Origin of the sequence: Streptomyces sp. NA04227 (assembly GCF_013364195.1) — a bacterium.
Lineage (GTDB): Bacteria > Actinomycetota > Actinomycetes > Streptomycetales > Streptomycetaceae > Streptomyces.
Window position 1 is genome coordinate 7,352,116 of record NZ_CP054918.1, and the last position, 24,650, is coordinate 7,376,765.

A 24,650-nucleotide genomic window follows, 5' to 3' on the forward strand; every position below is an offset into this window, starting at 1 on the left:
GGCAGGCGGTCTCCAACGGCAGGCGGGGAGCGGGCGCTTGGTGCTGCCCGCGCGCGGGCGCGCGCCCTTCCTTTGCGCAATCCTTGCCCCCACCTCCCCTGGTCAGCGCGCGACGCGGCGTGTTCCGATGGTCGTCGGGGCAGGCCGCCGGGCGTGCCCGAGGAGGGGAGGACCGCCCGTGCCGAGCACCGCGACGACCGTCCGCCGCGACCGACTGACCCTGCCCGCAGCGGAGTTGGGGCCGGACAACCCGCTGCCGCCGCTGTGCCCCGTGGACGCTCCGCAACGGCTCGACTCCCGCAGCCTCGCCGCTCTGCCGCGCGACATGGCCCGGCAGATCGCGTACGCGCCGCCGGAGAGCCTGCTGCCCGAGCGCCTCCGCGACGGCTACGAGCGGGACCGCCGCCCGGTCACCCTGGACACCCTCGTCCTTGAGAACACCAGGCTGCGGGTGACCGTGCTGCCCGGCCTCGGCGGCCGGGTCCACTCCCTGTTGCACAAGCCGACCGGGCGTGAACTCCTGTACCGCAACCCGGTGTTGCAGCCCGCCGGATTCGCGGTCAACGGCGCGTGGTTCTCCGGCGGGATCGAGTGGAACGTCGGCCTGGGCGGGCACGGCGCGCTGGCGTGCGCGCCGGTGCACGCGGCGCTCGCCCCGGCGCCGGACGGCGGCGTACTGCTGCGCCTGTGGGAATGGGAACGCGTCAGCGACCTGCCCTTCCAGGTCGACCTCTGGCTGCCCGCGGACTCCGACTTCCTGTACGCCGGCGTGCGGATCCGCAACCCGCACGAGCACCCGGCCCCCGCGTACTGGTGGACCAACATCGCCGTCCCCGAGGACCGCCGCGTCCTCGCCCCGGCCGATGCGGCCTGGCACTTCGGCTACGAACGCACCTTGCGCCGGATCCCGGTCCCGCACTCCGGCGGCATCGACCACACGTACCCCCTGAACAGCGAGTACCCGGCCGACTTCTTCTACGAGGTGACCAAGGCCCGGCGCCGCTGGATCGCCGCCCTCGACGAGCGGGGCGAGGGTCTCGTGCAGACCTCGACCGGTGTACTGCGTGGGCGCAAGGCCTTCGTCTGGGGTACGGGGAGCGGCGGGCGGCGCTGGCAGGAGTGGCTGACCGAACCGGGCACCGGCGGCTACGCCGAGATCCAGGCGGGCCTCGCCCGCACCCAGCTCGAACGGGTCCGGCTGGAGGCCGAGTCGGAGCTGAGCTGGCTGGAGGCCTACGGTCCGCTGTCCGCCGATCCCGCCGCGGTCCACGGCGACGACTGGCCCGCGGCCCGCGCCGAGGCCGAGGACCGGCTGGAGTCGGCCCTGCCGGACGAGGTGCTCACCGCCGCGTACGAGTCCTGGCTGCCGTACGCGGACCTGGAACCCGACGAGGTGCTCGCCACCGGATCGGGCTGGGGCGCGCTCGAAGTGCTGCGCACCGCTTGGAAGTTGCCGGGTACGCCGTTCGCGGAGGGCACGCTCGGACCCGAGCAGGAACCGTGGCTGACGCTGCTGCGCTCGGGTGCCTTCCCGCTGCGCCAGGGGGTGGACGTGCCCGGCCCGACCCTGGTCGCACCGCACTGGCGCGACCTCCTGGAGACCGCGCCCGCGAAGCCGCTCGCCGAGTACCACCTCGGCGTCGCCCAGTGGCACGCCGGGGATCGCGCCCAGGCGGTACGGAGTTGGGAACGCTCGCTCGCCGCCGCCCCCGCGTTCTGGCCGTCGCTGAGGTGTCTCGCGGTGGCCGACCGGGAGAGCGGACACCATGAACGCGCCGCCGACCGCTGGGCGGAGGCCTTCGAGGCCGTGCGGCAGGAACGCGGCGCGGAGGATGCGGCGGGCGCGGAGGGTGTGACCGGGGCGCACGGAGGGGCGGGCGACCTGGCCGTGGTGGGCGCCGCGCTCGGCCACGAGACGATCGAGGCACTGCTCGCGGTGGGACGCACCGGGACGGCCCGAGCGGTCTGGCAACGGCTCGATCCGGCGACCCGCGCACGTGGCCGGTTCCGTCTGCTCGACGCCCGGCTGCTGCTCGCCGAGGGCGAACGCGAGGCCGCCCGTGCGGTGTTCGACGAGGGCTTCGAGGTCGCCGATCTGCGCGAGGGCGCCGAGGCCGTGGGCGAGCTCTGGTCACGGATCACGGACGGCGAACCGGTGCCGTGGCGCTACGACTTCAGGATGCGGCCGCCGACGGGTGGAGATCGCTGACGGGCGGCCGCCGTTGACGGCGGGAGGGCGCCGACGGCGGGGCCGCTGAAGGTGACAGGTGGCTGGCTGACCGGGAGGCGAGAGGTGGCTGACCGGCCGGGCGCGTGTCGCGCCGGAGCCGGGTGGACCCCTTCGCCGGAGGCGGACAGGCCCCGCTCCCGACAGGCGCGCCCGCCCGCTACAGAACGGCCCGGCGGTCCGCGTACTCGAAGACGGCGCCATCGGGGTGCAGGGCGATCAGATTGCGTCCGACCGGGGTCGGCAGCGGTCCGGCGATCACGCGGGCGCCCGAGGCGTGCAGGACCTGCTCGGCCTCCTCCACGTCCTCGACCGCGATGGTGGCCGTGACCTTGCGGAGCACTTCGAGTTCCTGCTCGGGACCGCTCATCAGCAGGAAGCAGCCGATCGCCGCGACGGACACACCGCCGCGCTCGAACCGCATCGCCTCGGTGCCCGCGAGCCGCTCGTAGAACTCGACCGAGGCCTCCAGGTCCTCGACGCAGATACGCAGGGTCGCTCCCAGGATGTTCATACGGGGGAGCCTAGTTGGCCCGGTCGGGGGAGGAGATCGTTTCGGCCGTATCGACTCGACGGCCTCGGTGAGGGGAGCGGCTGGGCGCCCCGCACCGTGCGGGTGGGCACCGTGCGGGGGAGCGGGGCGGCGGCTACGTACCGCCGGAGGGAGCCGCCACCTCGGACAGGACCCGCACGCGGGCGGCGGCCGGTGCCCCGGGGGTGGTTCGCGCGCTCAGGCCACGCACAGCACCTCGCCGTGCAGTACCGCGAACCACGCGTCCTCCGCCGCGCTCCACTCGTGCCAGGCGGCCGCCGCGTCCCGAAGGTCCCGCGGTTCGGCGTGCCCGCCCGCCACGGCGCGGTCGGCGTACGTGGAGGCCACGGTGCGCTCCGCCCACAGTCCGCCCCACCACTCGCGCTCCTCCTCGGAGGCGAAGCACCAGGTGCTCGCGGTGGCCGTGATCCGGGTGAAACCGGCTTGCCGCGCCCAGGACTTGAGCTTGCGGCCCGCGTCGGGCTCGCCGCCGTTGGCACGGGCGACCCGGCGGTACAGATCCAGCCACCTGTCCAGCCCGGCCGACTCGGGGAACCACGTCATCGCCGCGTAGTCGGCGTCCCGCGCCGCGACCAGGCCGCCCGGTCGGCACACCCGTCGCATCTCGGTCAGCGCGGCGACCGGATCGGACACGTGTTGCAGCACCTGGTGGGCGTGGACCACGTCGAACGCGCCGTCGGGGTAGGGGAGTTGGAGCACGTCTCCCTGCGCGAAGTCCACATTGCCGAGGCCGCGTGCCCGGACCGTTTCGCGGGCCCGGTCCAGGATGCCGGGCTCCCGGTCGAGGCCGGTCACCGTGCCCTGCGGCACCAGTTCGGCGAGGTCGGCCGTGATGGTGCCGGGACCGCAGCCGACGTCGAGCACGCTCATGTCGGGCCGGAGCGAACCGATCAGATAGGCCGCCGAGTTGGCCGCGGTGCGCCAGGTGTGCGACCGCAGTACCGAGGCGTGGTGGCCGTGCGTGTAGACGGCCTGGTCCTGTGGCATGCCGATCTCCTTCGGTCGGGGCGCATGCGGGCACCGGGTCTCTCGCGGTCGAGCGCGAGGCACCTCCGGTGTGCGGGCAACGCTACGTCGGATGTCGCATAGTGAGACCAACTGTCTTGCTATATGGGATGAGATGAGGCAGGAGCGACACCGTTCCGAGAGGGGTTCCGCGAAGTCCGGCAGGCGCGATGCCGACTGCGGAACCGTCATGGTCATGGCGGCGTTCGGGTGGCTTCCCGCGGCCCGGGTGAAGGTCCCGTAGCAGGTCAGAGGGTGCGGTCGCACAGGCTCCCGCGCTGGAAGGGACGCGGCGGCTCCGGGTTCGTACAGTGGATGAGTACAGCCGGGTCCCCCTCCCGGGGGACGACGGCGACCGCCGGGCACGGCCTGGGCGTGCCCGGCGCCGAGAGCAGTCGGCCGAGGACCGAATCCACCCCCAGCGACGAGCGAGAAGTGGGGTGCACCATGACCGGAGTCGAACCGGGACGACTGGACGACCAGCAGCTCATGAAGGAGCTGGAGACGATCCACCGCACCCGCCACGCCACTCTGCTGCACGGCTCCAACGATGCCCTGCACGCCCACAACGAGCGCATGGCACAGCTGGAGGGCGAGTATCTGCGGCGCCATCCGCGCCGCGTCATCGCCAGCGGACGCACCCGCGCCGGTGCGCGGGAACGCGAACCGCAGGCGGAATGAGGCGCACGCGGCAACGGCACGCGAGGGTAGTGGGAACACCGAGGGCAGCGAAGGAGCGCGAGCCGCAAGGAGCGTGACCATGCCAAGAATTGCTACGCGCAATCCACTTCTCGAACGGCACGGCAAGGCACTCGACCTCTTCGGTGACCGGGTGCGCAGCGTCCGCCCCGGCCAGTGGGAGGACGGCACGCCCTGCGAGGAGTGGAACGTCAGGGACCTCGTCAACCATCTGACGTCCGAACAGCTCTGGGTGCCGCCGTTGCTGCGCGAGGGCGCCACCCTCGACGAGGTGGGCGACCGGTACGACGGCGACGTACTCGGAGCCGATCCCGTCGCCGCCTGGGAACGCGCGGCCGAGGGCTCCCGGGAAGCGTTCGCGACCCCGGGGGTGTTCGACGGCACCGTCCAGCTCTCGTACGGCGAGACCGCCGTCACCCACTACTGCGCGGAGATGATCTGCGACCTCGTCGTGCACGCCTGGGACCTGTCCCGCGCGATCGGCGCCGAGGAACGGCTGCCGGGCGACCTCGTGGACTTCGTCGTACGCCAACTCACCCCGCGCGCCGCCGACTTGGCCCGCAGCGGTCTGTTCGCCCCACCGGTGGAACCGCCACCGGAGGCGACCGTACAGACGAAGCTGCTGTGCCTGGTGGGGCGCAGGCCCTGAGCGCCGGGAGGCCGGGGCCCTGTGCCTGGGCCGCTCACCGGGCGGGCGCCGTACGGTCCGTCGGGTCGCCGCGAATCGCGTCGGGAGGCCGAACCTCCCGCGAAGAGCGACCCTGGTCCTTGAGCCGACGTACGGAGGACCCATGCGGCGCAGCGACCCCGGCGCGAGGCCGGTACGGGGGCAGGTGCGGTACGGGCCGCAGGTGCCGGGGACCGGGCTGCCCGTGCTCGACGAACTCGTCGAGGTCTTCGCGGACGCCGCGCGCAGCCCGCGCCAGATGCCTCCGGGCGGCGGCCCCGGACTGCTCGGTGCCACTTGCGGCTACTGGGAGCGCCGCGGTCTGGCCGTCGAGGAGCAGCACGTCGTCGCCGCCCCCGGCGCCGGGAGCTTCCTGATCGCCTTCGACACCCTCCTCGGCGGGGACGTCCTGCTGCCCCGGCCCTGCCCGGCGCACTGGGCGCCGCAGGTCAGGCTGCTCGGGCGGCCCGCGTTCCCGGTGCCGACGCCCGCCGAGTCCGGCGGCGTCCCCGACCCGTACGCACTCCTGGAGACCGTGCGGCGGCTGCGCGCCGAGGGGCGGGACCCGAAGCTGCTCGTGCTGTGCGTGGCCGACGATCCGACGGCGACCGTGCCGCCGCCCGAGCAGGTGCACGAGACCCTGGAGGCGGCCGTCTCGGAGGGGCTGCACATCGTCAGCGACGAGACCTGGCGGGACACCCTGCACCACCCCGACGACACCGTCTTCATCAGCCCCGCCGAGATGCTGCCGCCGCACGTCACCGTCATCAGCGACCTCTCGGGCGCCTTCCTGCCGCCCAGCTGGCCCGCCGCCGTCGCCCGCTTCCCCGCGACCGGGCTCGGCACCGCCCTGCGCGCCCGCACCCTGGACGTCCTGACCGCGCTCGGCGCCACCCTGGCCACTCCGGTGGCCGCGGCCGCCGCGCACGCCCTGGAGGAGAGTCCCTGGGTCACCCGGCGCATGCTCGACTCCGCACATCTGCACGCCCGGGTGGCCGCCGAACTCGGCCGGGCCGTGGCCGCGACCGGAGTGCTGGTACGGCCGCCCCAGGCGGGGCGGCACCTGTACGCGGACCTCGCACCGCTGCGCGGCGCCCTGGACCGGCACGGGGTCGGCGACGCCCAGGAACTGGAGGACTTCCTGGAGTCACAGCTCGGCATGCCCGCTCCCGGCGGCCACCGCTTCGGCGACGACCCGGCGTCCCTGCGGGTCCGCCTCTCGACCGGCCCGCTGCTCGGCCGCACCGACGCCGAGCGCGCCCAATGCCTCACCGCCGCCGACCCGTTGACGCTCCCCGCGGTGCGAAGGTCGCTGTCCGCCGTACGGCAGACGTTCACCGCCCTGGCCGCCGACGACGGTCCTCCCGCGGTGCCCGGCACGTCGCCGCGAACCCCCGGCCCGGCCCTGCTCGACGGCGAGTAGCCGCACGCGGACACCGGCCCCGTACGAGAACCGGGACTCAGTCCCGCGACTCAGTCCCGAGACTCCCGCACCCGCCGCCACAGCGACGGCGCCGCGCTGATCAGCAGGGCGAGCGCCACCGCGGCGACGACGCCCTGCCACGGCTCGGGGAACAGGGAGCCGCCGAGGACGCCGATGAGTTGGTACGCGAGGGTCCAGGCCAGGCAGGCCACCGCGTCCGCGCGGGCGAACCGCCGCAGGGGGAGCTTCGCGAGGAGGCAGGCGAGCATCACGGGGATGCGACCGGCGGGCAGCAGCCGGGACACCACGAGCACCCGGGTGCCGTGCCTGCCGAGCTTCTCCTGCGCCCGGTAGAGGTGCTCCTCCGAGGCGCGCGCCCGGATCGCCTCCAGCCAGCGCGAGCCGCCGCGCGACCGCAGTCCGCGTTGCCCGAGCCAGTACAGCGCCACGTCTCCGGCGAAGGCGGCGCAGGACGCCACCACGAACACCGCGAGCAGCGCGAACGGCGACACCCGGTGGAAGGCCACCACCGCCGCCGAACTGACCAGCGCGCCCGTGGGCACCACCGGTACCAGCGCGCCGACGAGGACGAGCAGGAACAGCGAGGGGTAGCCGAAGGCGTGCGGGGACTGCTCCGCAAAGGCGGCGGCGAGGTTCACCGCCCCACCTTCGGACGCACGCTCTGGCCGTGGTCGAGCCGGTGCACCCGCGCCCCGGGCACCCGGTCCGCCGCCAGCCGCTCGAACTCCTGGCCCGGCGCGTGGAATTCGTGCGGCCGCACCGCGTCCAAACCGATCGGCCAGTACGTGCCGTAGTGCACCGGCACCGCGTGCGGCGCGCCGATCCGCGCCAGCGCCTCGGCCGCCCGGCCCGCGTCCAGGTGTCCAGGCCCGAGCCTCGGTCCCCAGCCGCCGACGGGCAACAGCGCCACGTCGACCTCGCCCACCGCCTCCGCCATGGTGTCGAACAGGCCGGTGTCCCCGGCGAAATAGGTACGGGCCCGCCCGGTCACCACGTAGCCCAGGGCAGGCGAGAGCCGCGGGCCCACGGGGACCCGGCGGCCGTCGTGATGGGCGGGCACCGCTCGTACCCGCAACGGCCCGAACTCCAGCTCCTCGCCCGGGGACACCTCCGTCAGCCGCAGATGGCTCAGCCTGCGCAGCGCGGGAACCGACCGGCTCGCACCGCGCGGCACGAGGAGCCGGGCGCCCGGCGCCACCTGTTCCAGCGAGGGCACGTGCAGATGGTCCGCGTGCAGATGCGAGACCAGGACCAGATCGGCGCGGCGGGCGTCGGGCGGCGGCAGGGCGCCCCGGCGGCGGCGCAGATGGGCGATCCGGCGGACGAACAGCGGATCGGTCAGCACCCGCAGCCCGGAGTCCGCCACCGTGCAGGTGGCGTGCCCCCACCAGGTGATCTCCGCGGCCACCGCTTCCTCCCTCGCCCGGCTCCCACCGAGCCTACGGGCAGGAGTAGGGTCGGCGGCGGACACGGGGGAAGCGAGGGGAGGCCCATGACCGAGGTGAGGCAGGGCTCCGGCCCGCTGCGCGTGACCGCGATCGCCTCTTTGACGCCCCTGGAGGAGCTCGACGCCGAGCCCTTCCTCGTCGACTCCCGCAGCCAGTACGCGATGTGCGCGGCCTGGGCCGAGCAGCACGGCTACGTCGTCACCCGTGAACTCCTCGTCCACGCACTGCGCCCCGACCACAGCGCGCTGTGGACCGACGTCGAGGCCGGTCTCGTCGACCTGTTCGTCGCGCCCAACAAGCGGGTCCTCACGCGTGCGCTCAGCTCCGTCGAGGGCTTCGCCGCGGAGTGCGTGCGCCGGGGCGTACGGGTGGAGACCGCGGGCCTGGCCGAGCCCGCCTACGACGCCGCGATGAAGGCGGACGTGCACCGCCGCCTGTCCATGCCGACGGCAGGCTACGACGGCCGCTGACCCTCGGCCGTAGGGCAGTTCCCGCGCTCGTCCCGTACGGCTCCCGTCCCCGGCCGGTGGCGGCGCGGCTCCCTCCACGCCCGCCCACCCGCACACCCGTACGCCAGGTCAGTGCGGTCCCTCGTCCGCTGCCGGGCCGCCATCCGTGTGACACGCTGGATGCGGTACGGACGCGAGGTGAGCACAGGGTGAGCGAGGGCGCATGGCGCAGGTCCGGCCGGGCGCTGTGGCGGGTCGTCGCCGTATGGGCCGTCTCCACACTGACCATGCTCGCGCTCGCCGGGATCCTGCCCGACTTCCGGCTGCAGTCGGACTCGGGGGACAGCACCACCCGCATCGCGGTGACCGCGGCACTCGGCGCGGGCGCCTTCGGTCTGCTGTCCGCGCTGGTCTGGCCGTTGCTGGTACGGGCGTTGCTCCTGGTGCCTGCCCTCGTGCTGGGTCTGCTGGTGTTCTTCCTCAACGGGTCGCTGCTGCTGGTCGCGCTGTGGCTGATTCCCTCCGGCCGCGGTGAGGCGGCGCCGGAGACCGCGGTCGTGGTGGCCGCCGCGATGTCCGCGGTCGCCTCGGCCACCGGCGGCGCCCTCGCCGTACGCGACGACGACGCCTACCGCCGCAGGCTCTACCGCCTCGCCGACCGCCGCCGCCACCGCATCGGACGACCCGGCGAGCCACTCGACCCCGGCACCCTCTTCGTCCAGCTCGACGGGGTCGGCCACGACGTCCTGCTCGACGCCGTCGCCCAGGGCCGGATGCCCACCCTTGCCTCGTGGCTCGGGCCCGCGTCGCCCGCGGCCACCCCCGACGGCCCGCCCGGCGCCTCCGTCGGCGCCACCCACCGGCTCACCCCCTGGTTCACCGACTGGTCCAGCCAGACCGGTGCCAGCCAGCTCGGCATCCTGCACGGCACCAATCACGACGTACCCGCCTTCCGCTGGTACGAGAAGGACACCGGCGAGGTCATGGTGTGCGGCAGGCCCACCACGGCGGCCGAACTCCAGCGCCGTGCGGTCGCGCTGACCCAGGACGCGGGGCTGCTCGGCGAGGACGGCGCCAGCCGCGGCAACCTCTTCGCGGGCGGTGCCGACCAGCTCGCGCTCGTCCTGTCGGTGGCCGCCCGCCGCGGCAGCCGCACCCGCTCGCGCGCCGGATACTTCGCCTACTTCTCCGACCCGGCCAACGCCGTACGCACCGCCATGTCCTTCGCCGCCGAAGTCGCCCGGGAGCTCGGCCAGTCCACGCGCGCCCGGCTGCGCTCCGAGCGCCCGCGCGTGAGCCGGGGCGGGCTGTATCCGTTCATCAGGGCCTTCGCCACCGTCGTCGAGCGGGACGTCGTCGTGGCCGCCGTCATCGGCGACATGTTCGCCGGACGCGGCGCCGTCTACGCCGATCTCGTGGCCTACGACGAGGTGGCCCACCACTCGGGGCCCCGCAGCACGGACGCGTACCGGGTCCTGGAACGACTCGACCGGTCGCTCGCCCTCCTGGCGAAGGTGGCCGAGCACGCCCCGCGCGCGTACCGGATCGTGGTGCTCTCCGATCACGGCCAGAGCCCCGGCGAGACCTTCCGGGACCGCTACGGACTGGCCCTCGGCGATCTGGTGCGCGCGGGCTGCGGGCTGCCGGTGCCCCGCCGCGCCCGGCGCAGCCGCAGTGGCGCCGAGGCCCGTGCCGCCGTACGTGCCGCGCTGCACCGCACGGTCGAGGTCGAGGAGGAGACCGCCGAGCGCCCCCGCCGACGGCCCTCGGAGCCGCTCGTCCTGGCCTCCGGCAACCTCGGACTCGTCAGCTTTCCCGATGTGCCGCACCGGATGACACGCGAGGAGATCGACCGCCGCCACCCGGCCCTCCTCGCCACGCTCGCGAGCCACCCCGGCATCGGATTCGTCCTGGTGCGCAGCGAGGAGTACGGATCCGTCGTGCTCGGGGCGCACGGCGCCGGTGTGCCGCTGAGCGAACTGGGCGAAGGACCGGGGCCGTTGGACGGGTTCGGCCCGGGAGCCGCCGACGCCGTGCGCCGTACGGACTCCTTTCCGCACTGCGCCGACCTCATGATCAACTCCAGTTTCGACCCCAAGAGCGGCGAAGTCCTCGCCTTCGAGGAGCAGATCGGCTCGCACGGCGGCCTCGGCGGCGACCAGTCCCGGGCCTTCCTCCTGTCCCCGCTGGAGCTGTCCGCCCCCGCCGCCCCCGGCACCGCACTGCACGGCGCCGAACAGCTGCACCACGTACTGCGGCGCTGGTTGAGCGAGTCCGGCTCCGCGCGGCCCGCGGCGCGACCGGCCGACCGTGCGCAGGGCGCCCACGAGGACCGGGTCGGTGACCACGAGCCGCGCGAGCGCAGCGCCTGAGCCGGTGCGCCGAAGCTTTCTCGCCTCCTGTCCCGCGTCCCGCCGGGTCCGCAGGGCCGGGTGTGGTCGGATGGACAACGGCCAGTCCACGCACCGCACATCCGAGAAGGGAACCACCGTGGCAACCACGCGCACCGCACACACGGTCTGGGACGGCAGTCTGATCGACGGTCAGGGAGTCGTCACGTTCGACTCCTCCGACATCGGCGAGTACGCGGTCTCGTGGGCCTCGCGCGCCGAGGAGGCGAACGGGAAGACCAGTCCCGAGGAGCTCATCGCCGCCGCCCACTCCAGCTGCTTCTCCATGGCCCTGTCCAACGGCCTGACCAAGGCGGAGACCCCGCCCACCCGCCTGCTCACCACCGCCGACGTGGACTTCACGCCCGGCAAGGGCATCACCGGCATCCACCTCACCGTCGAGGGCCAGGTACCCGGCATCGACGAGGCCGCCTTCGTCGCCGCCGCCGAGGACGCCAAGGTCAACTGCCCCGTCAGCCAGGCGCTGACCGGCACGACCATCACCCTCACCGCCAAGCTGGCCTGACCCGGTGCCGTGCCGCGGCCGTCCACCGGCCGCGGCACGGCACACGCCCACGACCGGCGGGAGCGCTCAGTCCGCAGCGCGCAGATACGTCAGGGTCGCCTCGTCCGCCGGCACGAAGGTCTCGATGGCCAGCTCCGCGACGGTCACGTCCATGGGGGTATTGAACGTCGAGATCGCGGACAGGAACGACAGCACCCGGCCCCGGTGCTCGATCAGCATCGGCAACGCGAACCTCGTGACCTGCCCCTCGCTGTCGGTCCCCGGATCGGCGACCGGATACGCGGCCACCTCCTCGTACAGGGCACGCAGCGCGGGGGAGCGGTCCAGGGCGATCTCCCGCTCCATCTGCTCGAGCAGATGCCCGCGCCACTGACCGAGATTGCGGATCCGCGGCGCGAGACCACGCGGATGCAGGGTCAGGCGCATCGCGTTGAGCGGCTGGGCGAGCAGCTCGGGGTCGACTCCCTCCAGCAGCAGCCCGGCCCCGGCGTTGGCGGCGACGATCCCGTACGTCGCGTCGAGCACCAGGGCCGGATAGGGCTCGTAGCCCTTGATCAGTGCTTCTAGCGAGGTGCGTACCGCGTCGAAGGCCGGGTCGGCCACCGGGGTCTCGGTGAACCGCGGCGCGTACCCGGCCGCGAGCAGCAGGGCGTTGCGCTCCCGCAGCGGTACCTCCAGGTGGTGCGCCAGTTTCAGGATCAGTGCCTCGCTCGGCCGCGAGCGTCCCGTCTCGACGAAGCTGATGTGACGCGCGGAGGAGTCGGCGCGCAGCGCCAGGTCCAGTTGGCTGATCCGGCGCTGCTCGCGCCAGCCGCGCAGCAGCGCACCGATTCCCCTGGTGGCGGCGGGTGTTGACTCTCGGGGCAGGGCCGTTGTCATGATCCGACCGTAGTCGAGATCGGCTCGCGGCGGCCCGGGCTCGGAGCCCGCCGCCACCGACTGTGGCACTGTGGCAGAAATCCGCCGTCGCACCCGAAGGAGTCGCGGCCATGGCCGTCGAACCGCTGCCACAGCAGGAGATCGAGGACAGGCTGGCGCAGATCCAGGGGTGGACCCTGGTCGGCGACCGGATCTCCCGCTCGTACGTGATCGGGCCGCACTTCGCCGCCGCGGCCCTGGTGATGCACATCGCCCAGGTCCAGGAGGATCTCGGGCACCACTCCGACATCACCCTCGGCTACAACAGCGTCGCCGTGGCCGTGAACACCCACAGCGCGGGCGGCGCGATCACCACCCTGGACTTCGAACTGGCCGAGCGCGTCGAGAAACTGGCCAAGGCGCACGGCGCGGAGTGAGCGCCGTCCAGCCGGTGCCGTGCGCGGCGGGGCCCGCACGGACGGCGGGTACGACCGCGTCCGGACGGTACGGCCTCGGCCGCGCGGACGAGGCGAGTGGCCCCCGGAAGGTGGCGTGATGACCCCCGACCACTCTCATGGGCACTCCCACACGCACCTCGACTGGAGCGTCCTGGGACCGGTGCTCGAACGGCAGGCGGAGCTGTCCGTGCCGATGCTGCGCCGGGCTGCCGCGCGGCTGCGTGAACGCCGGCCGCGGCCCCGCCGGATCATCGACGCCGGAAGCGGGCCCGGCGTGGTGTCGGTACTGCTCGCCGAGGAGTTCCCCGGCTGCGAGGTGCTCGCCGTCGACGCCGAGGAGGAACTTCTGGTCCGGGCCCGCGAACGGGCCGCGCGCAGCGGACTGCAGACGCACATCTCGGTGCACCGGGCCCAACTCCCCGAGGGACTGGCCGCCTTGGGGCCGGTGGACGCACTGTGGGCGAGCCACTCGCTGCACCACATCGGCGACCAGCGCGCCGCACTCGCCGCGTTCGTGGCGGCCCTCGCGCCCGGCGGCACCCTGGCCCTCCTGGAGGGCGGGCTGCCCACCCGGTGCCTGCCGCGCGACACCGGGTTCGGCAGGCCGGGTCTGGAAGCCCGGCTGGACGCCATCGAGGAGGACTGGTTCGCCGACATGCGGGCCGAACTCCCGGGCAGCACACGGGAGTCGGAGGACTGGCCAGAGCTGCTGCGCGCCGTGGGCCTTTCCCACGTGACCAGCGACAGCTTCCTCCTGGACCTGCCCGCACCGCTGTCCGCGGCCGCCCGCGCCCATGTCGTCGGGCTGTTCTACCGCCGCCGCGAAAAGCTCGCCGCACGCCTCGGGCCCGAGGACGTCGAGAGCCTGGACCGCCTCCTCGACCCGGACGACGCCCGCGGACTGCTGCACCGCCAGGACCTCTTCCTGCTCAGCGCCCGCACCCTGCACCTGGGCACCAAGGAGCACCTGGGAACCAAGGAGCGGCCGGGCGAGGGGAGTTGAGGCACCGGGGCAGCGGAACGGCGCCGCCGTACCGGAGTACGGCGGCGCCGTGAAGCCGGGCCGGATGCCCCGGCGCCCGTCGGCTCGCGGGTCTCAGACCACGTCGAAGGTGGCCGGGTCGGGGCCGATGCGGCGCTCCTCGTTCAGCGCGCGGATCGCGGCGAGGTCCTCGTCGTCCAGCTCGAAGCTGAACACGTCGATGTTCTCCTTGATCCGCGAGGGCGTCACGGACTTGGGGATCGCCACGTTGCCGAGCTGAACGTGCCAGCGCAGGACGACCTGGGCGGGCGTACGGCCGTGCTTCTGCGCGATGGCGACGACGGCCGGTACTTCGAGCAGGCCCTTGCCCTGGCCGAGCGGCGACCAGGCCTCGGTCGCGATGCCCTGCTCGGCGTGCAGCTCACGGGCCTCCCGCTGCTGGAGGTGCGGGTGCAGCTCGATCTGGTTGACGGCCGGGATCACCGAGGTCTCGGAGAGCAGCGTCTGGATGTGCTCGGGAAGGAAGTTCGAGACACCGATGGCACGGGCACGGCCGTCGGCCAGGATCTTCTCGAAGGCCTTGTACGTGTCGACGTACTTGCCGTGCCCGGCGATCGGCCAGTGGATCAGATAGAGGTCGACGTATTCGAGGCCGAGCTTGCCCAGCGAGGTGTCGAAGGCGCGCAGCGTCGTGTCGTAGCCCTGGTCGCTGTTCCACAGCTTGGTGGTGACGAACAGGTCCTTGCGCGGAATGCCGGACTGGGTGAGCGCCCGGCCGGTGCCCTCCTCGTTGCCGTAGATCGCGGCCGTGTCGATGCTGCGATACCCGGCCTCCAGCGCGGTCGTGACGGCCGCGGTGGCCTCGTCGTCCGGTACCTGCCAGACGCCGAAACCGAGCTGCGGCATCTCGACGCCGTTGTTCAGGATGATCGGGGGGACCTTGCTCACGAGCCATCGATCCTTAGAGTTCGCGGAAGTGGTACTCCCATGGTCAACGATCGGCGCCGGTGCTGCATTCCAGCCCGCCGCGCCGCCCCGCGAAGCCGCCCGGGCGGCGGGCTCGCGGGCCCGCCCGCCGCGGCCGGTCAGCTCCGGTAGAGCGCCTCGACCTCGGTGGCGTAGGCCTGCTCGATCGCTTTGCGCTTGAGTTTCAGGGACGGGGTCAGCAGTCCGTGCTCCTCGGAGAACTGGTGCGCGAGGATACGGAAGGTACGGATCGACTCCGCCTGGGAGACCAGTGTGTTCGCGGCGACCACGGCCCGGCGCACCTCGGTCTCCAGATCCGAGTCGTGCACCAGCTCGGCGGGCGACAACTGCGGCTTGTCGCGCATGGCGAGCCAGTGCTCCACGGCGTCCGCGTCCAGGGTGACGAGGGCCGCGATGTACGGGCGGTCGTTGCCGACGACGATGCACTGGGCCACCAGCGGGTGGTCCCGGACCCGCTCCTCCAGCTGCGTCGGTGAGACGCTCTTGCCGCCGGAGGTCACCAGGATCTCCTTCTTGCGCCCGGTGATGGTCAGATAGCCGTCCTCGTCCAGCGAGCCGAGATCACCGGTGGCGAACCAGCCGTCGTGCAGTGTCGCGTCGGTGGCCTTGGGGTTGTTGAGGTAGCCCTGGAAGACGTTGCCGCCGCGCAGCCACACCTCGCCGTCCTCGGCGATGTGCACCGTGGTGCCGGGGATGGCCTGCCCCACCGTGCCGAAGCGGGTCCGCTCGGGCGGGTTCGCGGTGGCCGCGGCGCTCGTCTCGGTCAGGCCGTAGCCCTCGTAGATGGTGACTCCGGCGCCGTGGAAGAACAGCCCGAGGCGCCGGTCCATCGCGGAGCCGCCCGAGAACGCGTGCCGCACCCGCCCGCCCATGGCCTCGCGGACCTTGGCGTAGACGAGCTTGTCGTAGATCTGGTGCTGCACCCGCAGTCCGGCCGACGGTCCCGGTCCCTTGTCGAAGGCCTTCTGCTCCAGCGCCTCCGCGTAGCGCACCGCGACGTCGACCGCCTTCTCGAAGGGGCCGCCCTTGCCGGACCGTTCCGCCTTGCGCAGCCCGGCCTGGAAGATCTTCTCGAAGATGTACGGGACCGCCAGGATGAACGTCGGCCGGAAGGCCGCGAGATCGGGCAGCAGCGCGGCGGCGTTCAGCGAGGGCTGGTGGCCGAGTTTGATCCGTCCGCGCACCGCGGCGACCTCGATCATCCGTCCGAAGACGTGCGCGAGCGGCAGGAAGAGCAGGGTGGCGGGCACCGCGTCGCGGCGTGTCTGGAAGACCGGCTCCCAGCGGCTGATCAAGGTGTCCGCCTCGAACATCATGTTCGCGTGCGAGATCAGACAGCCCTTCGGGCGGCCGGTGGTGCCCGAGGTGTAGATGATCGTCGCGACCGAGTCCGGGGTGACCGCGTGCCGGTGGCGTTCCACCATGTCGTCGTCGACCTGTTCGCCCGAGTGGTACAGCTCGGCCACCGCGTCCGCGTCGAGCTGCCACAGGCGGCGCAGGTGCGGCAGCCGGTCGATGACCGAGCCGATGGTCATGGCGTGGTCCTCGTGCTCGACCATCGCCGCCGAGACGTCCGCGTCGTGCAGCATCCACAGGACCTGTTCGGCGGAGGACGTCGGGTAGATCGGCACGACCTGGGCGCCGACGGCCCACAGCGCGTAGTCGAAGAGGGTCCACTCGTAGCGGGTGCGGCACATGATCGCCACCCGGTCCCCGAACCGCACTCCTTCGGCGAGCAGTCCCTTGGCCAGTTTCATGACCTCGTCGCGGAACTCCGCAGCGGTCACATCGAGCCAGCGTCCGTCCTGCGACTTACGGCCGAGCACCACACACCGAGCGTCCTCAAGGGCATTGTCGAACACGGCGTCGGCCAGGCCGCCCACGGGCGGCTGCGACGCCACCGGGGGGGTGGTGAACTCGCGCAATGTTGCTCCTTGTGGCGCTCCGCACAGCGCGGGTGACGGTACCCCAACAGGCGTCCGGACGGGAGGGGTGCCCGTGACCGCAGGACTGTGCATATCTACAGGTCAGGGCGGAAAAAGGGACCCACAAGGGGAGCGGGAGGACAGAATAGTTACGACTCGGTAGGTTTCGGTGGCGCAATCTCCACGGAATCTGTACCTGCCGCTTACGGCGTTCCAAAGGGTGCGCCGAGGCAGGTCCGCGCGTCCGGACAGAGACGTTGCCGTTCCGACGCACGGTCCCTCTCACTCGCGTCACTCGCCCTCTCACTTGCGCCGACCGGACCCGGCGAGGGCCGCCGGACGGCGGCAGCGCCCACCCCTTCGGGTTGCCCGGATGGCGACACCCCCGGCCCCGCCACAGCATCGGCCGCATGACAGTGCGTCATTCCGGAGGAACGGGAGCGGGTCCGATGCGAGGTTGGACAAGACGTGTGCTGGTACCTGTGGCCCTTGCCGTGATCGGTGTGGCGACCGGATGCACCAGCGGTGGGGACGAGGGCGGCGGTCGGGGCGGACCCGTGAAGGCCGAGGAATCGACGCGTGACTTCACCCTGGTGGCCACCGGTGATCTCCTCGTCCACGACGCGGTCATCCGCCAGGCCGCCACCGACGCGGGCGGCTCGGGCTACGACTTCCGGCCCATGCTCGCCGCCGCGAAACCACTGGTGTCCACCGCCGACGTGGCGATCTGCCACATGGAGACGGTCTACGGCGCGAACGGCGGCCCGTACACCGGATATCCGCTGTTCAAGACCCCGCCGCAGATCGCCCGAGGAGCGCGGGCCCTCGGCTACGACTCGTGTTCCACCGCCTCCAACCACACCATGGACGCGGGAGCGGAAGGGGTTACGCGCACCCTCGGAGCCATGGACGCGGCACACCTGAAACACGCGGGCTCCGCCCGCAGCGCGCGTGAGCAGAGCACGCCGACGCTCCTGAGGGCGGGCGGCGCCACCCTCGCGCACCTCGCGTACACCTATGACACCAACGGCATTCCGGTACCCGCCGACCGCCCGTGGATGGTCAACCTCCTGGAGCCGGACCGAATCCTCGCCGACGCCCGTGCCGCCCGCCGCGCCGGAGCCGACGTCGTGGTGGTCAGCGTGCACTGGGGCACCGAATGGCAACAGGCACCGGACGAGCAGCAGGTCGACCTCGCCCGGCAGCTCACCGAGTCCAGGAGCCAGGGCCGCCGCGACATCGACCTCATCCTCGGCACCCACAACCACGTGCCGCAGGCATTCGAAAAGGTCAACGGCACCTGGGTCGTCTACGGCCTCGGCGACCAGATCGCCGGACGCATGAACGATCCCCGGGGCCAGTTGGGTACGGCGGCCCGCTTCACCTTCCGCCCGCCGCGCCAGCCCGGTAAGGCCTGGACCGTGAAGAAGGCGGAGGCCCTCCCGTACCGCATGGACAACGACCCGCTCCGGCTCGTCGACCTCAACAAGGCGGTGGCGGCCCACCCGGACCGCCCCGACTACGTCGACGCCCGCGACGCCATCCGGCAGGCGGTCCTCAGCCGGGGCGCGCAGGAGGCCGGGCTGGTCATGGACTAGGACCTGAACCTGCGCACGCGCCCGCGCGGACAATGCCGAACGCCCCCTCCGCACACGTTGGCGGAGGGGGCGTTCGGCGTCGTCGTCCGACGCTCTTCGAGAAGGTCGGCGGAGAGGACGTCAGCGGACCCTAGTGCGGTGCGGGACGCCCCGGCACCGTGTTCGCGGGACGGCTGGTGACGTCGTCCAGCGGCAGCCGGACGAGCGGCCAGCCCACCAGGTTCGCGTTGCTGTCCGCGACACTGCGCACCTCGGCGTCGCTCAGCGCGCGGGCGTAGACCCGTACCTCGTCGATGGCGCCGTTGAAGTGCGCACGGCTGTCGAGGCGTTGGCCCACATGCACCCCGAAGGGCGAGTTGCGGGTCACCGAACCGGGCACGTCGGCCGAGCTGACCTGGGTGCCGTCCAGGAACATGGTCAGCTTCCCGCCGCCCCTGCGCAGGGCGATGTGGTGCCACTTGCCGTCGTTGTACGCCTTGGCGTCACGCACCCAGGCGGTCATCGGCGGGGTGGCACCACTGCGCGTGGTGATCAGCCCCGTGATCCGGTTGAGGGCCGGTTCGGCTCGCAGCCACACCTGCGGCTGGTTGGTGCCGATGCCGCCCATCCACAGCAGCGGCTGCTCCCCGGTGGTCGCCGAGTAGCGGAACCACATCGACGTCGTGAAGTCCCGTGTACCGAGCGGCAGTTCGTCCCGGTACGGCAGTCGTACGGCGTCGTCGCGGCCATCGAACTGTACGGCGCCGCCGTAGCGGCCCGGGGTCTCGGCGGGGTCGCCGAGCACCGTGGCCCGCTCGCTGTGCGGGGACTGGTCCGAGGTGGTGTCGTCCGGGCCCCTGCGGTCCCCGAGCCAGTCGATGCCGAAGCGCGCGAAACGGATCTCGTCGCGTGCGTCGACCGCGCCGCCCTCGTACATGAGGCCGACCGAGCCCGAACCGATCTGCACCAGGTCCGAGTAACCGGCCCAGTCCGTACTGACCACGGTGCCCCGGTCCACGCTCTCCCAGGTGCGGCCGCCGTCGTAGGAGCTGCGGATCATCATGGTGCGCCGCCGGTCCGGGTCGGCCGGTGCCGCGAGCAGCATCCGGTCGCCCACCCGCAGACAGGCGGCCTGGACCTGCGGGGTGTACATGTCCGGGATCGACTCGAAGGGCCGGGCGAAGCTGTCGCCGCCGTCACGGCTCAGGGCGTGCGTACGGTGGCCCAGATCGGTGCCGTCCTGCTCGCGCCCGCTGACGTACACCGTGCCGTCGGAGTTCTCCTCCAGCGTGAGCTCGGACGGCTTCTGCCGGAACGTACCGTCGGCCGCGATGGGATAGCTGTCCTTCGCGCCGACCCGCCAGCTCTTGCCGCCGTCGTCACTGACCACCAGCGCCGCGTGGTTCTCGGTGACCCGGCCGCCGGCGTAGGACTCGGCGTTGACTCCGAAGACGAGCCTGCCCGCGTGCGCTCCCTTGGTGAGCTGGATGCCGTGCACCGGGCCGGTGGCGTACCAGGAGTTCCACGACTCGGGCAGGATCTCGTCGCTCAGGTCGCGCGGCGCGGACCAGGTCTTGCCGTCGTCGTCGCTGTACTGCAGATGCGGTCTGCGGTCGCACGGCACATCGCAGTTGCCGCCGCCGGGTTTGCCGGTGTTCCAGGTCTCCGCGAGCAGGATGCGGCCGGTACGCCGGTCCACGACCGGTGCCGGGTTGCCGTGGGTGTCGCCCGCCCCGGCGTTGACCACCTTCAGGCCGCTCCAGGTGCGGCCGCCGTCCTCGGACCGTTTGACGACGATGTCGATGTCACCGGCGTCGGAACAGTCGTTGGTGCGGCCCTCGGCGAACGCGAGGAGTGTGCCGTCGTTGGTCCGTACGACCGCCGGGATCCGGAAGCAGGCGTAGCCCGGATCCTGGGAAGCCTTGAAGAGAACCTGTTGGTCCAGGCCCTGTGCGTCCGCCCCGGACGCTTCCGGGGCGGCGGTGGCGGAGCTGGGGAGCGAGACGACGGCGACGGTGGACGCCCCGGCGACGAACAGACGTAAGGCCCGAAGACGTGCGGTGGTGAGGCGTGCCCTGAGGCGTGACGGCATGTGCGACCTGCCCTTCATGTCATCCGAACATCTGGACATCCCACGTCCAACCTGCGCAACCCAGACGCTACTTGTGCCTCCGCGCACCCCACAAGGACCGTGCGCATGGGTAATGCGGTAAGCACATTCTCGGCTTATGTCACGGCCTGCCCGATCTGCGTCTCTCGTACCCGGACGCGCTTGAACCGAATCGCAAGGTCCGTCTCAACTTGCTTTGTTGCAAAGGGGAGTTGGCGTACTCCGGGATGCGGACGGGCGGTGTCGGAGGCCGGGTGCGCCTTCGGGTCCACGGGGCATTCAGCGGTATTCGGCGGCTGAGGAAGTGTCACCCGGTCGGCGCAGCCCGGGCGATTCGCGGCGGAGGCGCGGGCGTGCAGGGCGGATTCGTGGGGCCGAACGGGCGGTTCACATGGTGGCGCCGTTCACAAAGAGAACGGCACGGCTCGGGGAGGGAAGCGGTACGGCTCGGGAAAGCGGTCCGGTTCAGGAAAGCCGGGCCGGGGATTCGAGGGCCAGGCGGTGCTCACCGGCGTAGACGTTCATGGAGGCACCGCGCAGGAAGCCGACCAGGGTCAGTCCCTGTTCGGCGGCCAGGTCGACCGCGAGAGCGGAGGGTGCGGAGACCGCGGCGAGTACCGGGATCCCGGCCATCACCGCCTTCTGCACCAGCTCGAACGAGGCCCGGCCCGACACCAGGAGGATGCTGCGCGACAGCGGGAGCCGTCCGCCTTGGAGGGCGCGCCCGACGACCTTGTCCACGGCGTTGTGCCGCCCCACGTCCTCGCGCAGATCGAGGAGTTCGCCCTCGGGCGAGAAGAGCGCCGCGGCGTGCAGGCCGCCGGTGCGGTCGAAGACCTGCTGTGCGGCGCGCAGCCGGTCCGGCAGTACGGAGAACAGGGCGGGGTCGAGGCGCAGCGGCGGCTGGTCCGCGATGGCGAGCCGGGCCGTGGTCCGTACCGCCTCCAGGCTCGCCTTGCCGCACAGTCCGCACGAGGAGCTCGTATAGACGTTGCGTTCCAGCGTGATGTCCGGGATCGGCACCGAGGGCGCGGTCCGTACGTCGACGACGTTGTACGTGTTGGAGCCGTCCTCGGTCGCCCCCGCGCAGTAGACGATGCTGGCGAGCTCGTCCGCCGCGGCGAGTACGCCCTCGCTCACCAGAAAGCCGGCCGCCAGCGCGAAGTCGTCGCCGGGTGTGCGCATGGTGACCGCGATCCGGCGCCCGTTGAGACGGATCTCCAGCGGCTCCTCGGCGACCAGGGTGTCGGGGCGCTGCGAGAGCTGTCCGTCGCGAATGCGCAGAACGCGGCGGCGCTCGGTGACTCGGCCCATGGTGGAAATCGACCCCGATTCTCTGATCCGCACCACCCGGCGCGGCCTCTCGCTTCGCGCCCATTGTCCTGCACCGGCCCCGCACGCGGCGCACGGCGAGTGTGACCGTCTGCGCACCCGCCGCCCGTACTCGCCCCTACGCGTCCGCCTGTCATTCCGGGAGCTGCTGCTACGGGCCCCCGCCCCCGCACTTCCGCTACGACGTGACTCCTTGTCCGGAGCGCAAGCGGCATTGTGAAATCCCGTCCGCGAATGACAGGAGTAACCGGCGCGATCCGGCGGATTCGCAGGTGCGGAAGCGCGTTGGCAACCCGTTCGCAGTGGGGCGTCAGCATTTTCCCGACCGGCCTGTCGTCATCGAACCGGACAAGGTGTGATGGCTTTTCCTGTTGCAGTTCCACTCCGTTCCTGCGGCATGCAATGCGCAGACTCGTGGGAGGTCACAGGAAGGGGGACGTTCCATGAACGGCTCACGTATTGCCGCCGTGGGGCACTATCAGCCGGCTCGCGTGCTGACCAATCACGAACTGTCGACCATGGTGGACACGAGTGACGAGTGGATCACCACTCGTGCGGGCATCCGCACCCGCCGTATCGCGGGCCCCGAGGAGCCGGTGGACGAACTCGGCGCGCACGCGGCGGCCAAGGCGCTCGCCGCGGCCGGGCTCACACCCGGCGACATCGACCTGATCCTGGTCGCGACGTCCACCGCCATCGACCGTTCGCCGAACATGGCCGCGCGCATCGCCGCGCGCCTGGGCGTTCCCTCGGCCGCGACCCTGGACATCAACGTGGTGTGCGCGGGCTTCACCCACACCCTGGCCACCGCCGACCACACCGTGCGCGCGGGCGGCGCGCAGCGGGTGCTCGTGATCGGCTCGGACAAGATGTCCGACGTCGCCGACTGGGACGACCGCAGCAGTTGCATCCTGATGGGCGACGGCGCGGGCGCCGTGGTGGTGGAGGCCTGCGCCGAGGGCGAGGAACCGGGAATCTCGCCGGTGGTCTGGGGCTCGATACCCGAGATGGGTGACGCGGTACGTATCGAGGGCTCGCCGCCGCGCTTCAAGCAGCAGGGCCAGACCGTCTACCGGTGGGCGACCACCGAACTCCCGCCCATCGCCCGGCGCGTGTGCGCCCGCGCCGGGATCGAACCGTCCGACCTCGACGGCATCGTGCTGCACCAGGCCAATCTGCGCATCATCGAGCGGCTCGCCGAGCGGTTCGGCGCTCCGAACGCGGTGGTCGCCAAGGACGTCGTCAACTCCGGCAACACCTCGGCCGCGAGCATCCCCGTGGCCCTGTCCAAACTCGTCGAACAGGGCGAGATCGGCACCGGCGACCGCGTCCTGCTCTTCGGATTCGGCGGCAATCTGTCGTACGCGGGACAGGTCGTGCGCTGTCCCTGAGACCTACATACGACGAGAAGGGGTCCGGCGATCGCCCGCCGGGCCCCTTCCCTTACTCCCTGCACTTCCCGGCACTGCCAAGTCGAGCGCGGCGCCGCCCTCCCGGGAGGGAAGTTCCGTCCAACCGCTCCCGGCAGCGGGGAGGTTGCCCGTCACGGCGTGGCCGAAGCTCTCGTCGACCAGGTAGGTGGCGCCGGTCCACCGCATTCAGGAGTCGCTGTCCTGGATCCGCCGCCAGGGAGCCGCCTCTTCGATCTCGAAGGCGAGTTGCAGCAGGGTGCGCTCGTTGCCGTGTCCCGCGGAGAAGTGGACGCCGATCGGAAGCCCGCCCGTGGTGCGTCCCATGGGAAGGGAGATCGCGGGCCCGCCCGAGGTGTTGTTGAACGGGGTGAAGCAGGCGTACGCGTGGAGCCGCGCGAAGAGCGACTCGAAGCCCTCCTCGGGGGACAGGTGCCCGATCTCGGGTGTGGTGTGGCCGACGACGGGCGAGAGCACCACATCGACGTCGGCGAACATCCGCGCGTAGTCGATCTTGGACCGGCGCAGGCGGCGGATGACGCCGGGCAGCCGTCGGCGGTTGGTCCGGTACTGCGCCGCCAGACCGGCGGTCAGCGGGTCGAGTGCCGAGCGGTCGAAGTCCGGCGAGAACACGCGCTTGCCGTTGCTGCCGAGGAGGTGGGCGAGCAACTGCCAGTAGAGGCTGAAGTCCTCGGGGAAGCCGGAGCCCGCCGTGATCTCGACGGGTACGACCTGGTGGCCCATCCCTTCGAGCAGTGTGGCCGCGTCCTTGACGGCGCCGCGGGTCTCCTCGTCCGTGGGCTGCGGCGTGATCGAGTCGAGCACCAGGCCGATCTTGAGGCGGCGCTTGGCCGGACCGGTCACATCGCCGACCGGCATGAGCCCGCCACGCGGCCGGAGCCTCTCGAACCCGGCGAACACCAGCGCCGTGTCGCGCACGCTGCGCGTCAGCACGCCCTCGGTGACGAGCTGGACGGGCAGCCAGCGCTGAGCGGGCGGCCCCGGCAGGCGGCCCCGGGTGGGCTTGAGGCCGATCAGTCCGCAGGCCGCGGCGGGGATCCGGATCGAGCCGCCGCCGTCGTTGGCGTGCGCGATCGGCAGGGCGCCCGCGGCGACGAGCGCGGCCGAGCCGCCCGAGGAGGCGCCGGGGGAGTAGCGCGGGTTCCACGGGTTACGGGTCGGCGGTAGGCCGACGTACTCGGTGGAGGCGTTCAGGCCGAACTCGGGCAGCGTCGACTTGCCGACATTGGTGAGGCCGAGACCGAGCAGCAGCCGCGAGATCGGTGCGTGGCTCGGTGCGCGCCGGGCGGTGAAGGCGGCCGAGCCGTGCTGCGAGGGGAGTCCGGCGACATCGGTGTTGTCCTTGATGATGGTCGGCACCCCGGCCAGCGGTCCGCCGACCGCCTGTGCGGACAGCGCTCCCTCGAAGTCGCTCTGCAGGACGGCGTTGAGCTCGGGCTGAACCTTCTCGATGCGCGCGATGGCCGCTTCGAGGACCTCCTCGCGGCTCAGTTCCTTGGCGGCGATCAGCTCTGCGAGGCCGGTGGCGTCGTGCTCACCGAGGGCGTCGTCCGTGAATGCGTGCACCCGTGCGCTGTCCATGC

The 24,650-nt window shown here is 72.2% G+C and carries 21 protein-coding genes; 11 read left to right on the top strand and 10 right to left on the bottom strand.

What is annotated here, in order from left to right; translation table 11 throughout:
• Positions 1–178: 178 nt before the first annotated feature.
• Positions 179–2,209 (top strand): DUF5107 domain-containing protein, encoded by a 2,031-nt coding sequence (locus tag HUT18_RS30915; RefSeq protein ID WP_368661560.1) that lies wholly within the window; start codon positions 179–181, stop codon positions 2,207–2,209.
• Between the two features lie 178 nt (positions 2,210–2,387).
• Here HUT18_RS30915 and HUT18_RS30920 read toward each other — a convergent pair whose 3' ends face one another.
• Together HUT18_RS30920 and HUT18_RS30925 are read right to left on the bottom strand one after the other, a co-directional pair.
• Complete coding sequence (locus tag HUT18_RS30920) at positions 2,388–2,741, bottom strand: VOC family protein (RefSeq protein WP_176103805.1); 354 nt, start codon at positions 2,739–2,741, stop codon at positions 2,388–2,390.
• 216 nt (positions 2,742–2,957) lie between these two features.
• A complete protein-coding gene (locus tag HUT18_RS30925; protein WP_176103806.1) occupies positions 2,958–3,767 on the bottom strand; it encodes a class I SAM-dependent methyltransferase in 810 nt (269 codons plus the stop codon).
• Positions 3,768–4,232: 465 nt separating this feature from the next.
• On the opposite strand from HUT18_RS30925, the gene HUT18_RS30930 reads away from it, so the two are divergent.
• The 3 genes from HUT18_RS30930 to HUT18_RS30940 all read left to right on the top strand — a co-directional run bounded on the left by HUT18_RS30930 (position 4,233) and on the right by HUT18_RS30940 (position 6,574).
• Entirely contained in the window at positions 4,233–4,466 is a 234-nt protein-coding gene (locus HUT18_RS30930) for a DUF6158 family protein (protein WP_176103807.1), read from the top strand.
• A gap of 79 nt (positions 4,467–4,545) precedes the next feature.
• A complete protein-coding gene (locus HUT18_RS30935) occupies positions 4,546–5,133 on the top strand; it encodes a TIGR03086 family metal-binding protein (protein ID WP_176103808.1) in 588 nt (195 codons plus the stop codon).
• 142 nt (positions 5,134–5,275) lie between these two features.
• Complete coding sequence (locus tag HUT18_RS30940; RefSeq protein WP_176103809.1) at positions 5,276–6,574, top strand: aminotransferase class I/II-fold pyridoxal phosphate-dependent enzyme; 1,299 nt, start codon at positions 5,276–5,278, stop codon at positions 6,572–6,574.
• Between the two features lie 50 nt (positions 6,575–6,624).
• Here the strand turns inward: HUT18_RS30940 and HUT18_RS30945 are convergent, their stop codons facing one another.
• Together HUT18_RS30945 and HUT18_RS30950 are read right to left on the bottom strand one after the other, a co-directional pair.
• Complete coding sequence (locus HUT18_RS30945) at positions 6,625–7,233, bottom strand: DedA family protein (RefSeq protein WP_176103810.1); 609 nt, start codon at positions 7,231–7,233, stop codon at positions 6,625–6,627.
• On the bottom strand, positions 7,230–8,003 hold the full coding sequence (locus HUT18_RS30950) for an MBL fold metallo-hydrolase (protein WP_176103811.1): 774 nt from the start codon (positions 8,001–8,003) through the stop codon (positions 7,230–7,232). Before HUT18_RS30950 ends, HUT18_RS30945 begins: the two co-directional genes overlap by 4 nt.
• Before the next feature lie 84 nt (positions 8,004–8,087).
• Here HUT18_RS30950 and HUT18_RS30955 point away from each other — a divergent pair, with 84 nt between their 5' ends.
• The 3 genes from HUT18_RS30955 (at position 8,088) to HUT18_RS30965 (ending at position 11,408) form a co-directional block, all read left to right on the top strand.
• Positions 8,088–8,513 carry a hypothetical protein gene (locus tag HUT18_RS30955; protein ID WP_176103812.1) on the top strand — a complete coding sequence of 142 codons (426 nt, stop codon included), beginning with the start codon at positions 8,088–8,090 and terminating at the stop codon, positions 8,511–8,513.
• Between the two features lie 188 nt (positions 8,514–8,701).
• Positions 8,702–10,864 (top strand): phage holin family protein, encoded by a 2,163-nt coding sequence (locus HUT18_RS30960; RefSeq protein WP_176103813.1) that lies wholly within the window; start codon positions 8,702–8,704, stop codon positions 10,862–10,864.
• 118 nt (positions 10,865–10,982) lie between these two features.
• Positions 10,983–11,408 (top strand): OsmC family peroxiredoxin, encoded by a 426-nt coding sequence (locus HUT18_RS30965; protein WP_176103814.1) that lies wholly within the window; start codon positions 10,983–10,985, stop codon positions 11,406–11,408.
• Between the two features lie 66 nt (positions 11,409–11,474).
• Here the strand turns inward: HUT18_RS30965 and HUT18_RS30970 are convergent, their stop codons facing one another.
• Entirely contained in the window at positions 11,475–12,287 is an 813-nt protein-coding gene (locus tag HUT18_RS30970) for a helix-turn-helix domain-containing protein (protein WP_176103815.1), read from the bottom strand.
• Positions 12,288–12,397: 110 nt separating this feature from the next.
• On the opposite strand from HUT18_RS30970, the gene HUT18_RS30975 reads away from it, so the two are divergent.
• Together HUT18_RS30975 and HUT18_RS30980 are read left to right on the top strand one after the other, a co-directional pair.
• Positions 12,398–12,703 carry a 4a-hydroxytetrahydrobiopterin dehydratase gene (locus tag HUT18_RS30975; RefSeq protein ID WP_176103816.1) on the top strand — a complete coding sequence of 102 codons (306 nt, stop codon included), beginning with the start codon at positions 12,398–12,400 and terminating at the stop codon, positions 12,701–12,703.
• 118 nt (positions 12,704–12,821) lie between these two features.
• Positions 12,822–13,727, top strand: a complete 906-nt coding sequence (locus tag HUT18_RS30980) for a trans-aconitate 2-methyltransferase (RefSeq protein ID WP_176103817.1) — start codon at positions 12,822–12,824, stop codon at positions 13,725–13,727.
• A 93-nt stretch (positions 13,728–13,820) separates the two neighbouring features.
• Here HUT18_RS30980 and HUT18_RS30985 read toward each other — a convergent pair whose 3' ends face one another.
• Positions 13,821–14,612 carry an aldo/keto reductase gene (locus HUT18_RS30985; RefSeq protein WP_176104910.1) on the bottom strand — a complete coding sequence of 264 codons (792 nt, stop codon included), beginning with the start codon at positions 14,610–14,612 and terminating at the stop codon, positions 13,821–13,823.
• A gap of 179 nt (positions 14,613–14,791) precedes the next feature.
• Positions 14,792–16,618, bottom strand: coding sequence for a long-chain fatty acid--CoA ligase (locus HUT18_RS30990; RefSeq protein ID WP_176103818.1), 1,827 nt, complete (start codon positions 16,616–16,618; stop codon positions 14,792–14,794).
• A gap of 557 nt (positions 16,619–17,175) precedes the next feature.
• On the opposite strand from HUT18_RS30990, the gene HUT18_RS30995 reads away from it, so the two are divergent.
• Positions 17,176–18,216, top strand: a complete 1,041-nt coding sequence (locus HUT18_RS30995) for a CapA family protein (protein WP_254879119.1) — start codon at positions 17,176–17,178, stop codon at positions 18,214–18,216.
• A 130-nt stretch (positions 18,217–18,346) separates the two neighbouring features.
• On the opposite strand, the gene HUT18_RS31000 is transcribed toward HUT18_RS30995, so the two are convergent.
• Both HUT18_RS31000 and fdhD read right to left on the bottom strand, forming a co-directional pair.
• On the bottom strand, positions 18,347–20,287 hold the full coding sequence (locus HUT18_RS31000; protein ID WP_176103820.1) for a sialidase family protein: 1,941 nt from the start codon (positions 20,285–20,287) through the stop codon (positions 18,347–18,349).
• A gap of 483 nt (positions 20,288–20,770) precedes the next feature.
• Positions 20,771–21,619 (bottom strand): formate dehydrogenase accessory sulfurtransferase FdhD, encoded by an 849-nt coding sequence (fdhD, locus tag HUT18_RS31005; RefSeq protein ID WP_176103821.1) that lies wholly within the window; start codon positions 21,617–21,619, stop codon positions 20,771–20,773.
• 461 nt (positions 21,620–22,080) lie between these two features.
• Between fdhD and HUT18_RS31010 the strand changes: the two genes are divergently transcribed.
• Complete coding sequence (locus tag HUT18_RS31010; protein WP_176103822.1) at positions 22,081–23,028, top strand: beta-ketoacyl-ACP synthase III; 948 nt, start codon at positions 22,081–22,083, stop codon at positions 23,026–23,028.
• A 207-nt stretch (positions 23,029–23,235) separates the two neighbouring features.
• Here HUT18_RS31010 and HUT18_RS31015 read toward each other — a convergent pair whose 3' ends face one another.
• Entirely contained in the window at positions 23,236–24,648 is a 1,413-nt protein-coding gene (locus HUT18_RS31015) for an amidase (RefSeq protein ID WP_176103823.1), read from the bottom strand.
• Positions 24,649–24,650 lie beyond the last annotated feature (2 nt).

Coding starts and splice junctions, on each gene's coding strand:
- HUT18_RS30920 (WP_176103805.1), bottom strand. CDS start 2,741: ATGAACATCCTGGGAGCGACCCTGCGTATCTGCGTCGAGGACCTGGAG.
- HUT18_RS30925 (WP_176103806.1), bottom strand. CDS start 3,767: ATGCCACAGGACCAGGCCGTCTACACGCACGGCCACCACGCCTCGGTA.
- HUT18_RS30930 (WP_176103807.1), top strand. CDS start 4,233: ATGACCGGAGTCGAACCGGGACGACTGGACGACCAGCAGCTCATGAAG.
- HUT18_RS30935 (WP_176103808.1), top strand. CDS start 4,546: ATGCCAAGAATTGCTACGCGCAATCCACTTCTCGAACGGCACGGCAAG.
- HUT18_RS30940 (WP_176103809.1), top strand. CDS start 5,276: ATGCGGCGCAGCGACCCCGGCGCGAGGCCGGTACGGGGGCAGGTGCGG.
- HUT18_RS30955 (WP_176103812.1), top strand. CDS start 8,088: ATGACCGAGGTGAGGCAGGGCTCCGGCCCGCTGCGCGTGACCGCGATC.
- HUT18_RS30970 (WP_176103815.1), bottom strand. CDS start 12,287: ATGACAACGGCCCTGCCCCGAGAGTCAACACCCGCCGCCACCAGGGGA.
- HUT18_RS30975 (WP_176103816.1), top strand. CDS start 12,398: ATGGCCGTCGAACCGCTGCCACAGCAGGAGATCGAGGACAGGCTGGCG.
- HUT18_RS30980 (WP_176103817.1), top strand. CDS start 12,822: ATGACCCCCGACCACTCTCATGGGCACTCCCACACGCACCTCGACTGG.
- HUT18_RS30985 (WP_176104910.1), bottom strand. CDS start 14,612: ATGCCGCAGCTCGGTTTCGGCGTCTGGCAGGTACCGGACGACGAGGCC.
- HUT18_RS31000 (WP_176103820.1), bottom strand. CDS start 20,287: ATGCCGTCACGCCTCAGGGCACGCCTCACCACCGCACGTCTTCGGGCC.
- fdhD (WP_176103821.1), bottom strand. CDS start 21,619: ATGGGCCGAGTCACCGAGCGCCGCCGCGTTCTGCGCATTCGCGACGGA.
- HUT18_RS31010 (WP_176103822.1), top strand. CDS start 22,081: ATGAACGGCTCACGTATTGCCGCCGTGGGGCACTATCAGCCGGCTCGC.
- HUT18_RS31015 (WP_176103823.1), bottom strand. CDS start 24,648: ATGGACAGCGCACGGGTGCACGCATTCACGGACGACGCCCTCGGTGAG.